General features: G+C 34.0%; 12 protein-coding genes. 6 read left to right on the top strand and 6 right to left on the bottom strand.

Features of this window, described 5'->3' with window-relative positions; translation table 11 throughout:
* The 3 genes from GYM75_RS00565 to GYM75_RS00555 form a co-directional block, all read right to left on the bottom strand.
* A complete protein-coding gene (locus GYM75_RS00565; protein ID WP_220216286.1) occupies positions 1 to 1,014 on the bottom strand; it encodes a hypothetical protein in 1,014 nt (337 codons plus the stop codon).
* Between the two features lie 95 nt (positions 1,015 to 1,109).
* The gene (locus GYM75_RS00560; RefSeq protein ID WP_220216285.1) at positions 1,110 to 1,940 is read right to left on the bottom strand and encodes a hypothetical protein; all 831 of its coding nucleotides are present in this window, start codon (positions 1,938 to 1,940) and stop codon (positions 1,110 to 1,112) included.
* A gap of 17 nt (positions 1,941 to 1,957) precedes the next feature.
* Positions 1,958 to 2,815, bottom strand: coding sequence for a hypothetical protein (locus tag GYM75_RS00555; protein WP_220216284.1), 858 nt, complete (start codon positions 2,813 to 2,815; stop codon positions 1,958 to 1,960).
* 724 nt (positions 2,816 to 3,539) lie between these two features.
* Here GYM75_RS00555 and GYM75_RS00550 point away from each other — a divergent pair.
* The 4 genes from GYM75_RS00550 to lysS all read left to right on the top strand — a co-directional run bounded on the left by GYM75_RS00550 (position 3,540) and on the right by lysS (position 8,062).
* The gene (locus tag GYM75_RS00550; protein WP_220216283.1) at positions 3,540 to 4,268 is read left to right on the top strand and encodes a type 1 glutamine amidotransferase; all 729 of its coding nucleotides are present in this window, start codon (positions 3,540 to 3,542) and stop codon (positions 4,266 to 4,268) included.
* A 355-nt stretch (positions 4,269 to 4,623) separates the two neighbouring features.
* Positions 4,624 to 5,250: a Fe-Mn family superoxide dismutase gene (locus tag GYM75_RS00540; RefSeq protein WP_220216282.1), complete on the top strand. Its 627-nt coding sequence runs from the start codon at positions 4,624 to 4,626 to the stop codon at positions 5,248 to 5,250.
* 168 nt (positions 5,251 to 5,418) lie between these two features.
* Positions 5,419 to 6,517 (top strand): peptide chain release factor 2 gene (gene prfB, locus GYM75_RS00535; protein ID WP_370632133.1). Its coding sequence is split into 2 segments (ribosomal slippage): positions 5,419 to 5,493 and positions 5,495 to 6,517, totalling 1,098 coding nucleotides; the frame shifts between segments, so codons are not numbered across the junction.
* Positions 6,518 to 6,547: 30 nt separating this feature from the next.
* Positions 6,548 to 8,062: a lysine--tRNA ligase gene (lysS, locus tag GYM75_RS00530; protein WP_294826263.1), complete on the top strand. Its 1,515-nt coding sequence runs from the start codon at positions 6,548 to 6,550 to the stop codon at positions 8,060 to 8,062.
* A gap of 623 nt (positions 8,063 to 8,685) precedes the next feature.
* Here lysS and GYM75_RS00525 read toward each other — a convergent pair.
* Together GYM75_RS00525 and upp are read right to left on the bottom strand one after the other, a co-directional pair.
* Positions 8,686 to 9,954, bottom strand: a complete 1,269-nt coding sequence (locus GYM75_RS00525) for a uracil-xanthine permease family protein (RefSeq protein ID WP_220216281.1) — start codon at positions 9,952 to 9,954, stop codon at positions 8,686 to 8,688.
* An 87-nt stretch (positions 9,955 to 10,041) separates the two neighbouring features.
* Positions 10,042 to 10,668 carry a uracil phosphoribosyltransferase gene (gene upp / locus GYM75_RS00520; RefSeq protein ID WP_065558519.1) on the bottom strand — a complete coding sequence of 209 codons (627 nt, stop codon included), beginning with the start codon at positions 10,666 to 10,668 and terminating at the stop codon, positions 10,042 to 10,044.
* Between the two features lie 258 nt (positions 10,669 to 10,926).
* On the opposite strand from upp, the gene GYM75_RS00515 reads away from it, so the two are divergent.
* On the top strand, positions 10,927 to 11,274 hold the full coding sequence (locus tag GYM75_RS00515; RefSeq protein WP_220216280.1) for a DUF805 domain-containing protein: 348 nt from the start codon (positions 10,927 to 10,929) through the stop codon (positions 11,272 to 11,274).
* Between the two features lie 130 nt (positions 11,275 to 11,404).
* Here GYM75_RS00515 and ung read toward each other — a convergent pair whose 3' ends face one another.
* Positions 11,405 to 12,082 (bottom strand): uracil-DNA glycosylase, encoded by a 678-nt coding sequence (gene ung, locus GYM75_RS00510; protein ID WP_220216279.1) that lies wholly within the window; start codon positions 12,080 to 12,082, stop codon positions 11,405 to 11,407.
* Positions 12,083 to 12,285: 203 nt separating this feature from the next.
* Here ung and grcA point away from each other — a divergent pair, with 203 nt between their 5' ends.
* A complete protein-coding gene (gene grcA, locus GYM75_RS00505; protein WP_220216278.1) occupies positions 12,286 to 12,669 on the top strand; it encodes an autonomous glycyl radical cofactor GrcA in 384 nt (127 codons plus the stop codon).
* The last annotated feature ends 61 nt before the right edge of the window (positions 12,670 to 12,730 follow it).

Here is a 12,730-nt window from a genome sequence, read left to right as displayed (position 1 = left end):
TTATAGATTAAATAACTTGCTAATCCAACTCCGTTGGCTTTTCATATATTTTTGATAGTTTTCTTCCTCTTTTTGTTCTTTTTCTTTCTGTTTTTGAATGTTGTGAACGTGTTGTAATTGCTTTTCTTTTGAAGAAGACTCTTCTTCTCTTAACTGGTAACAAGTCATTTTATAAAGTACTATTTTGTTATCTTCGATAACGGTTTTCACTTCCGCTAAAATATCTTTAATAGTGTAATCGATATAATCCATATTGTATTCTACATAAAGCTCGTATACTTGCCCCGATAGTGAAGTAGCACTTCCTTGAAAATGGATATAAAACCCTCTCATGCAGTTATAATTTTCATCGATTTTCAACTTACCTGTAAACATTAAAGGATAACTTACATCAGGAACATGTACCATTATGTTACTTTCCAGCTCTCTTGATTGAGGGTATGACTGATAAAGGGGATGAGTATAAAGGGCTAAAAAGAGGTCTTTATGCAGTAGCCGTTGATTAAATAAGTTAGGATCTGCAAGACATCTTTGTATTTCTTGAATATAATTTGCAAAATTATTGCCTTTATAATTTCTTTGAATTGTCGGTAATTGTTGTTCGAACTTCTGTTTTATTTCTGCTAAATTGTTAATTCGCTTTATGTTCGTATCATAATTAACAGTTATTCCTATAGGATATAAAATATGGGTGCATTCAATAGCTAACTGATCAATCAATCGGTTAGGCGTTTTGCCGTCTGTAAAGAAGTAGTTTTTTTTATATTTTATAGCAACACTTCGGTTAGAAAGGGGCTTAGTTTTTACCTTTACTTCATATCCCAACGATTGCTTTTCATTTGAAAACCGTAGGTCTACTCGATATGCTCTTACATTTAATGGGTGTAAAGGAAGTGAATTTTCCGAATGTAAACGCACTTTTCCTTCGGGTTTATTAACTTTTACATGAATTTCACTAGTTGGTTTATTTGTGGAAAAGTTCTTTTCGTCTAAGAAGAATCCATTAGATTTCATAAGCAAATAATTTTAAATTATTAATTCTTAATCTTCTTTACATTTACATTACTGTTCTATTATATAGCTTTATTACATAAATTTGGTTACCTTCCTTATTGGCTGTATGATTCGAAAATCTTCTTTTCTTCCAAAATTTCCGGTCCCATCACTTTACTGCCATACCAGTATAATTTTTTTTCTATGATTTTTATAGTTCCCCATTTTTCATTAAATGTATAATACCGAGCGGTTACGTACAAACCTTTTTTTTCTCCTTCTGTTTCTAAATAACTATTCAATTCAACGTAATCTTCTATCGTTACCTTTCCATTACTGCCGTCTATATAAAAGGTTCGATCTTTAACTATAGCGCCGTCTCGATAAATGGAATCTTTTTCTATTATGGGATAATACACAGTATACAAAGGTTTAATATCTTTCTTAGGAGAAGTTAGATGTTTGGCAACAAAAATTCCTTCTGTTCTAACGCTTAAATCAATCCCGTATAAGGATTTCATTTTTTGTATCAAATCCTCTACCGTAAAAGAATACAGATAGTCATAATTAATACCTTCTTCACGATTACCGTTTTTATCATAAACATCTAAATTTCCGATATTAAAGCCGTAAAATTGTTTAACCGTTGTAAATAATTTTCCATTAGGATCATATCTTCTTTCAATATTATATGAACTATTTTCTTGACTAATTACTTCTCTAATATAATGATCTGGTTGTACGTGTTGATAAACGCTAATATTATCATTTAAATAATAGAAATAATCTTCGCCATTAGTCGCTTTTTCTTTAAATGTTTTTATATCAAATGTTTTTGTTAAGAGGTCAAAATCTTTGATAGATTGAGAGTAACTGGAGGGTATCATAGATATGATTAAAATTAGGGTTATAAGTAACTTTTTAATATATAATTTTAAAAACTGCATAAATTTGGTCACCTTCCTTATTGGCTGTATGATTCGAAAATCTTTTTTTCTTCCACAATGTCCGTTATATAGCCCATCCTATTGTTAATGTATAATTTCTTTTCCGTGATTTTTTTGGGTCCCCATTTTTCGTTGAATTCATAGTACCTAGCGGTTATGTACAAACCTTTTTTTTCTCCTTCTGTTTCTAAATAACTATTCAATTCAACGTAATCTTCTATCGTTACTTTTCCATTACTGCCGTCTATATAAAAGGTTCGATCTTTAACTATAGCTCCGTCCCGTATAATGGAATCTTTTTCAATTATGGGATAATACACGGTATACAAAGGTTCAATATTTTTCTTTGCCGTAGTATGAGCTTTACTTACTGATATTCCTTCAGTAATAACGTTTAAATCAATCCCGTATAAGGATTTCATTTTTTGGATTAAATCGTCTACCGTAAAAGAATACAGATAGTCATAATTAATACCTTCTTCACGATTACCGTTTTTATCATAAACATCTAAATTTCCGATATTAAAGTCGTAAAATTTTCTAACCGTTGTAAATAATTTTCCATTAGGATAATATCTTCTTACAACGCTATAAGGACTTCCTTCTTGATCAATAATTTCTCTAATAAAATTATCTCCTTCGTCATATTGATAAACGCAAATATTATTATCTAAATAATAGATATAACTATCTCTATTGGAGGTTTTGATTTTTTCTTTGAAAGTTTTTAAGTCAAACGTTTTTGTATAGAGGTCAAAATCTTTCATGGATTGAGAGTAGACGGGAGCTGTCATAGATATGATTAAAATTAAGGTTATAAGTAACTTTTTCATGATTTTTTTTAAATTTTTTGGCGAATTATATCCCACTGCCATCTATAAAGAAAATTCCTTTCTGAAACATAGTCCATTGTATTACAGGTTGAATATATTTTAAACATAAATCTTTGGTTTTCAAGACTAAAATGTATATTAAAATTAGCTTCATAAAAAGTATGAAATAATCCAAGAGAATGAAATACTTCATGCACGGGTGTATCACCATAAGATGAGCGTTTTGTTAATCCATCTGTAAATGATATATCATTAAAAATAATAATCTGCCTGATTATAAAATAGCCTTTGATACGCAAAGAAATCATGTTGTTTTTATAACTCGTAATACCAAACTATTATCCCATGAGTTGATTAAATCAAAAATCTTAGATTGATACGGAAATCTTGAAAAATAGAAATTAGTTAAATAGAGACTTGAAAAGACGGTGGGAGTATATTATTATCCCGTTGATAATTTAAATGGGTACACATTTGGGTTATCTTCTAAAAAATATATATAAATTTACAAAAAATCAAGTTGTTATATGAAAAATTTATCTCCAGTTGGAGGAGCAAACTTACCGAATTATTAAAACCTGCTTATAGCAGGTTTTTTATTTCCGACAATTACACTCCTTTTCAAATTTTAATATTGTGTTTAAAGTAAAATGGTTAATAATATTTTAAAAAAATTATTACCCATAATACTTTTGATAACACTTTAAATGTTTAAAATTTATCTATAATGTTATTGTTAAATTAATAAGAAAGGAAATTTTTATCCATGCATATCCATTTTATTCTTCATGAAGAGTTTGAAGCACCAGGTGCTTATGAACAATGGGCTAAGTTACATCTTCATACGGTTACCTATTCAAGAGTTTATCTGGGCGAGCCACTTCCTGAAAGGATAGATAATATTGATTTTCTTATTATTATGGGCGGTCCACAATCCCCTGCTACAACGAAACAAGAGTGTGCCCATTTTGATTCATTAGCAGAGCAAACCTTCATTTTATCAGCAATTAAAGCGAATAAAATCGTGATTGGCGTTTGTCTTGGATCCCAATTAATTGGCGAAGCACTTGGTGCACATTTCGAGCATAGTCCTGAAAAAGAGATCGGTAAATTCCCCATTACCTTAACGGAAGCAGGCAAAAAAAATCCGCTTTTTTCTCATTTCGGCGATACGCTAGCAGTAGGTCACTGGCACAATGATATGCCAGGTTTAACGCAAAATGCGCAAATTATTGCTTATAGTGAAGGCTGTCCTCGGCAAATTATTGCTTATGGCAAATTGGTTTATGGTTTCCAATGTCATATGGAGTTAACCCATGAGGTAGTTGAAAAGTTGATTGCCCATTCGCAAAATGACCTTAGTCAAGCGGCTAAATATCGTTTTGTTGATACAGAGGAAAAATTACGTCTACATGATTATAGTAAAATGAATTATAAACTCTTTGTTTTTTTGGATAAGCTGAGTCAACACTATCTGTCTGCTTCTACAAATTAAATTCTATTATCGTTCATGGTTGGTTGTTCGAAATTATGCAAAATATTAAAAGTAGACAACCCCGAAAAATGAAGTAAATTGAGGTTAAAATTAGATAAAGAGTATTTAATCTTAAAACGTAAAATTAACTGATGGAAAATCGTAAGTTTTTTAGAAGGTCTTTCTTTGCATAATGGTAAGATTGGGAAAGATATTGGTGGAGGGCTTTGTCAATTAGGCAATTTGATTTATTGATTATCCAATCGTTAAATAGTTCTGAACTATTCAAACAATAGATTGTGAGATAAGCAATTTGACCGTATACTCTGTAAAATATAGCAATAACGAATATCTAATTTTTGAAAGGAGTATCTTCATGGCTTACACTCTTGCACCTCTACCTTATGCTTATGACGCATTAGAACCGTATATTGACTCGGAAACGATGCATCTTCATCATGACAAACATCACCAAACTTACGTCAATAATGCAAATGCGCTTTTAGAGACTTTACCGGCAGAACTTAAAGAATTATGTCCTGAAACTTTACTTAAAAATTTAGATAAAGTGCCAGCTGATAAACTAACAGGTATCAAAAACAATGTGGGTGGTCACGTTAATCACACCCTATTTTGGGAATTACTTAAAGTTGGTACCGAGCTTAAAGGTGAACTTAAAGCAGCTATTGAAAAAGATTTCGGTTCTGTAGACGCATTCAAAGAAAAATTTTCAAACGCAGCAGCCACTCGTTTTGGTTCTGGTTGGGCTTGGTTAGTGTTACAAAATGGTAAACTTGAAGTAGTTTCAACCGCAAACCAAGATTCTCCTGTCATGGGCGAAAAATTCTCAGGTGTTTCAGGTACGCCTATTTTAACATTAGATGTCTGGGAACACGCATATTACTTAAAATACCAAAATCGTCGTGTTGATTATATTGGTGCATTTTGGAATGTAATTAACTGGGATAAAGTTGCTGAGTTATACGCTCAAGCAAAAAAATAACTGTTTTTAGTATAGTTACTGAATTATCAATGACGCTTAATGCGTCATTTTTATTTATTGGTATTAATTACCAATCATCGTATCTGCAAATTGGCAATTGCTAAATTATACTTAAATCCGCTACAATGGGCGATTAATTGAAAATCGCAAAACCGAACTAAATAATACATGTTTGAAATTAATCCGATAAAATCCAAAATAGCCGAACTTACCGAGCGCACTGATGTGATTCGGGGGTATCTTTGACTATGATTTAAAAAAAGAGCGACTTGAAGAAGTTAATGCTGAATTAGAACAATCTAAAGTCTGGGCAGATCCCGAAAAAGCACAAGCGTTAGGCAAAGAGCGGGTAACGCTTGATGAAATCATCAATACAATAGATTCTTTAACTCAAGGCCTTGACGATGTTGAAGGATTGCTTGAACTTGCCATTGAAGCCGACGACCAAGATACGTTTGATGAAGCAAATCTAGAGCTTGAACAGTTAGAAAAAAAACTGGCTGGGCTAGAGTTTCGTCGAATGTTTTCAGGCGATTACGATAGCGCAGATTGTTATTTAGATATTCAGTCAGGTTCTGGGGGGACTGAAGCACAAGATTGGGCTGAAATGTTACTGCGAATGTATTTACGCTGGGCAGAATCTAAAGGCTTTACAACAGAAGTCATGGAAGTATCTGATGGCGATGTTGCAGGAATTAAATCGGCGACCATTAAAGTATCGGGCGACTATGCTTACGGTTGGTTACGTACCGAAACAGGCGTCCACCGTTTAGTACGAAAAAGTCCTTTTGATTCGGGTAATCGCCGTCATACATCATTTGCTTCTGTTTTTGTCTATCCAGAAATTGATGATAATATTGATATCGATATCAATCCTGCCGATCTTCGTATTGATGTCTATCGGGCATCAGGTGCTGGTGGACAGCATGTCAATAAAACCGAATCTGCTGTTCGAATTACGCATATACCAACGGGAATTGTTACCCAGTGTCAAAATAATCGTTCTCAGCATAGTAATAAAGATCAAGCAATGAAACAGTTAAAAGCGAAACTGTATGAGCTTGAAATGCAGAAAAAAAATGCTGAAAAGCAACAGATGGAAGAGAACAAATCGGATATCGGTTGGGGTAGTCAAATCCGTTCTTATGTGCTTGATGATTCAAGAATCAAAGATTTGCGTACCGGCGTTGAAACACGCAACACTCAGGCCGTTTTAGACGGTGATTTAGATCAATTTATTGAAGAAAGCTTAAAAGCAGGTTTATAAACTGCTTGGTGATAAATAAAAGGTAAAATTATGTCAACACAGCAAGAGCAACAAAACCATATTGAAGAGTTAAATAACGAGCTAACTATACGTCGTGAAAAACTAGCAAATATTCGCGAGCAAGGCATTGCTTTCCCAAATGACTTTCGTCGTGATGCTATTTCAAGTGATCTTCATAAATTGTATGACGATAAAACCAACGAAGAATTAATTGAGAATAAAATTACTGTCACTGTTGCCGGTCGAATGATGATGCGCCGTATAATGGGTAAAGCTTCTTTTGTCTCTTTACAAGACGTTGCTGGGCAAATTCAACTTTATGTAACGCGTGATGATCTTCCCGAAAATTACTACAACGAGCAATTTAAAAAATGGGATTTAGGGGATATTGTCGGTGCTAAAGGTTATTTATTTAAAACTAAAACTGGCGAACTTTCTATTCACTGTGAAGAAATTCGCTTATTAACTAAAGCACTTCGTCCATTACCGGATAAATTCCATGGGCTTGCAGATCAAGAAATGCGTTATCGTCAACGCTACTTGGATCTCATCACAAATGAAGAGTCGAGAAATACATTTATCGCTCGTTCAAAAGTGGTAACTGAAATTCGCAATTTTATGCTTGAAAATCACTTTATGGAAGTTGAAACTCCGATGATGCAAGTTATTCCTGGTGGGGCGTCAGCAAAACCATTTATTACGCATCATAATGCCCTTGATTTAGATATGTACTTACGTATCGCACCAGAACTTTACTTAAAACGTCTGGTTGTCGGTGGTTTTGAACGTGTCTTTGAAATTAATCGTAACTTCCGTAATGAGGGGGTATCGCCAAGACATAATCCAGAATTTACCATGATGGAAATGTATATGGCGTATGCCGATTATAAAGATTTGATTGTGCTAACTGAAGCATTATTCCGTCGTCTGGCAATCGCTGTAACGGGTAATACCGTTGTTCAATATGGTGAACATACCTTCGATTTTGGTAAACCATTTATTAAAATGACAATGCGTGAAGCTATTTGTCATTATCGTCCAGAAACCAATAATGCTGATTTGGATGATTTTGATAAAGCATGTGCTATTGCTAATGCAGTAGGTATCAAAGTGGAAAAAGGTTGGGGACTTGGTCGAGTTGTGACTGAAATTTTTGAAGAGGTTGCTGAAGCCAATCTGATTCAACCGACATTTATTACCGAATATCCTGCTGAAGTATCACCACTGGCTCGTCGAAATGATGAAAATCCATTTGTCACAGACCGATTTGAGTTCTTTATTGGTGGGCGTGAAATTGGCAATGGCTTCTCAGAACTTAATGATGCGGAAGACCAAGCTCAACGTTTTGCTGATCAAGTGTCACAAAAAGATGCCGGTGATGATGAAGCAATGTTCTATGATGAAGATTATATTACGGCTTTAGAACATGGCTTACCGCCGACAGCTGGATTAGGCATTGGTATTGACCGAACGGTGATGTTATTTACGAATAGTCATACTATTCGTGATGTCATTTTATTCCCAACCATGCGTCCAATAAAATAAGATACTCTACTATTGAAAACTCACTTATCTCAACAAATAAGTGAGTTTTTTATTGTAATGCAAATATCTTTTATACAACTAAAAATAATTCTAGTTTAGCTTTCCACCATACCAAAAATTCGTAAAATATTACATGTTTATCAATTGGTTAATAATTAAGTAAGCCATTACTGACTTTTCTATACAAACTGAATAATGTTTTTCATGCAGCTAAAAATGTAAGTTCATCTTATTCAAGCGTATTTCAACAATTCACCGTTTTTTAAATTGAATCAGTGTAAATAAAATACAGAAAATAATGATATTTTCTTAAAATCTACAAAGATTAAAGAAGTCATCGCTTACCAACCACAGAAATGGGACTCAACATAGTCATTCATCATGATAAAATCAGGACTAAAAATTAAACTTTATTCAATGTAAATATAGGATAAGTTTCTTATCCACTAAGAAAAACGACGAATAACATGTCATTAGTCATTAACCAGAGACTAAAAAAAGTGAGTGTCTACTCACTTTTTATCGATAAATAAATGACATATTTTATGAAAATATCGCGCCCTTTCTTTAGTTTAATTTATCACCGTTAACGATTAATTCGTTAACCGTGATATCTATTAATCTTAATCAGTTTTTACTGTTTTGCTCGGATAAGGTAAGATTAAATTTAATAAAATAGCTAAAATGCCACATAAACTTATCCCTTGCAATGCGTAAGAACCAAAATCAAAAATCATCCCACCGATACCAAACACCAACACTAATGAAACAATACACATATTGCGCGAAACGGAAAGATCAACTTTATGTTTGATTAATATATTAATGCCAACGGATGCAATCGAACCAAATAAAAGCACCATAATTCCGCCCATGACAACAGTTGGGATAGTACTCAAAAATGCGCCAATTTTACCAATAAATGACATTAAAATCGCCCAAATTGCTGCCCATGTCATTACACGAGTTTTGAAGTTTCGTGTTAAGGTGACGGCACCAATCACTTCGGCATAGGTGATACAAGGCGGGCCACCAAAAAAGCCTGCGGTCGAAGTTGCTAATCCATCCCCCAAAAGTGTGCGTTGTAATCCCGGTTCACGAGTATAATCTTTGCCAGTAACAGAACTAATCGCCATAATATCACCAACGTGCTCAATCGTTGGTGCAATAACAATAGGTATCATATATAAAATAGCTTGCCAATGAAATTCAGGAAAAGTGAAATCCGGTATCTTAAACCATGGTGCATCAATAACCGGTTGAAAGTTGACAATACCCATTATCCAAGACATCACATAACCAACGACAATACCTGCAATAATTGGAACAAGTTTAAAAAATCCTTTTGCCCAAATTGCCACAATCAGCGTAGTCAATAATGAGGCCATTGAAATCATAATTAATTGATAATCCTTAACCTGAAGACCACTATCTTTACCCATTGCCATACCCACTGCGACAGGTGCAAGAGATAAACCAATGACCATAATAATAGGGCCAGTTACCACTGGCGGTAAAATACGATCGATAACATGTTTGCCATTTAGTTTGACTAATAAAGCAAAAAACATAAACACAAATCCTGCTGCAACCAATCCGCCCAGAGTTGCAGGAATCCCCCATTGAGCTACACCAAATGAGATCGGTGCAATAAAGGCAAATGAGGAAGCTAAAAATACCGGTACTTTGCCTTTCGTGGTGAGTTGAAACAATAACGTTCCTATGCCCGCTGTAAACAATGCGACATTAGGATTTAAACCCGTTAATAGTGGCACTAACACTAACGCACCAAAAGCAACAAAGAGCATTTGTGCACCAGTAAAAATATCTTGCCAAGCAACTTTCTCCTGTGACGCTTTATATTTTTGTTTATCATTTATTTTATTTGACATGTTGATCATCTCCACTTCAACTTAATCTTTTAACCTCATTTTTTATGCATAAAAAAACCGGCTAAGCCGGTTTAAAAAAATGAAATTTTATTTAGTGCCGAATATCTTATCTCCAGCATCGCCAAGTCCTGGTAAAATGTAACCTTGTTCATTTAACCGTTCATCAATGGATGCTGTATAGAGTTCAACATCTGGATGGGCTTTTTCTAATGTTTTGATACCTTCAGGTGCAGCCACTAAAACTAATACTTTAATATTTTTACACCCTGCTTGTTTTAATAAATCAATCGTCGCCACCATTGAACCACCCGTTGCTAGCATAGGGTCAACAACCAAAGCCATTCGTTCCGCAATGTCCGACGTTAATTTTTGAAAATAAGGGACTGGCTCAAGGGTCTCTTCATTACGATAAAACCCAACGACGCTAATACGAGCACTAGGCACATGCTCAAGCACACCATCCATCATACCTAAACCGGCACGCAGGATTGGTACTACAGTTATTTTTTTACCTTTGATTTGCTCAATTTGAACAGGTCCACACCAACCTTCAATGGTCACTTTTTCAGTAGGTAAGTCAGCCGTGGCTTCATAAGTTAATAAACTACCAACTTCGCTGGCAAGCGCACGAAAGTCTTTAGTACTAATATCATGTTCGCGCATTAAACCGATTTTATGACGTACAAGAGGGTGTTTAACTTCAACTATTTTCATGGGGGGCCTCAGTGTTATTTTGCTGAAAGATTTTGGTCACTTTAAATAACCACTGAGGGGTGATTTTAACATAGATAAAAGCAAGAGAAAACTCAATTTAAATCGCTAAACTTCATAAAATAAAAAAAAGAAAATAATATGTAAAAAAAATAAAGTTCATGCAAAATTTGTTTTATATGATTTTTTTGATTAAAATAGTCGCCCACCTTAATAAGGTGTTTTTTTAATATTAAATATAAAATTTTTAAGGATAATAGGATGAATTGGTTTATTAATTGTTTTACAAAAGAAAATTATTTTAATTTGAATGGACGTGCACGTCGTCAAGAATATTGGATGATAATTTTAATATCGTGTATTATAATAGTAGTCGCTTCAATAGTTTCAACATTGCTAAGCTTTATCTTTGCTCCATTAAGCTTTATTGTATTCATTGTTGAGTTACCGTTATTAGCGCCATGTATATCAGCTGGTGTTCGCCGTTTACACGATACAGACAAACCAGGTTGGTGGCTTTTGGTTCCTGTCATGAATATAGTCTACTTAGCTACAGATTCAACACCTGGTAGCAACCAATATGGGGAAAATCCTAAAGGAATTCAATAAGTTTTTTTATTCTCATCAGCTAATCTGATGAGAATATTAACAACACATTATCGTATTGACTATTTTTAGTTTAACTTCACTTCTAAATCGCTTTCAAAAAACCCAATAATTTATATAATTATGTCTAATTTCAAGGTAATTTAGGTTGCCAGTCAATAGCTGCTTTACCTTGTTGCATAATAAGATCATTAGCTTTGGAAAAATGTTTACAACCTAAAAATCCACGATGGGCAGATAAAGGTGAAGGATGCACAGAAGTTAATACATGATGTTTTTGCCGATTAATAAATTGTCCTTTTTTTTGCGCAGGTGATCCCCATAACAGAAACACCACTCCCTCAAGATGTTTGTCTATAGCCGCTATAACATTATCGGTAAAAGTCTCCCAACCTATTTTGGCATGTGAATGAGCTTGACCAGCTTCCACCGTTAATACCGTATTAAGCAAAAGTACCCCTTGAGTCCCCCAAGATGCTAAATAACCATGAGAAGGGATTTGAAAACCAGGAATATCGGTAGATAACTCTTTATAAATATTTAATAACGAAGGAGGAGGTTTAACTCCCGGTAACACGGAAAAGGAAAGTCCATGTGCTTGATTCGGTCCATGATAAGGATCTTGACCTAAAATGACAACTTTGATGTCATTAAAAGCAGTAAAACGAAATGCATTAAATACATCGTGTTGAGGAGGATAAATGATTTTACCGCTATTACGCTCAGCGGTAACAAATTGCATGATTTTTTGAAAATAAGGTTTGTCTTTTTCAGTACCAATAACATCATGCCATGTTAATTGTGTTGTCATAGTTTGTCCACGCCGTAAAAATTACTGAATATATCTTGCTGAGAAATTCTCATTTTTACTCATCATAACCTATAGTGCTCTAAAAGTTAAATAAAAGGTACAGCTTATCGTATTAATAGCTTTTTTTGACTTTAATCAAATTATATAAGTGTTATATTAACCCTAATATTTTAGGGGCAATAACGCTCATAGGAGGTTTTAAAATGATTACAGGTATCCAAATTACTAAAGCTGACAACTCAGCACTTCTTAATTCTTTTTGGTTATTAGATGACTCAACTAATGAAGCGCGTTGTGTCGCAGCTAAATCAGTATATAAAGAAGATCAAGTTATTCCAACAGCTGAACTTGGTCAGTTTGAATATCGTGAAATTCCTTTAGATATTGCACCAACTATCAAAGTTGAAGGTGGACAACATTTAAATGTTAACGTACTTCGTCGTGAAACACTAGAAGATGCCGTACAACACCCAGAAAAATATCCACAATTAACTATTCGTGTTTCTGGTTATGCGGTACGTTTCAACTCATTAACAGCAGAACAACAACGCGACGTTATCGCTCGTACATTCACAACTAAAATGTAATTTTAGTTTATTATCGAATGATTAAAACCCAGCTTATGCTGGGTTTATTTTTACGAAAAAC

Source organism: Gilliamella sp. ESL0441 (assembly GCF_019469185.1).
GTDB lineage: Bacteria > Pseudomonadota > Gammaproteobacteria > Enterobacterales > Orbaceae > Gilliamella.
The sequence above is the reverse complement of the archived record's forward strand: the minus strand, read 5'-3'. Positions and strand labels throughout refer to the sequence as shown.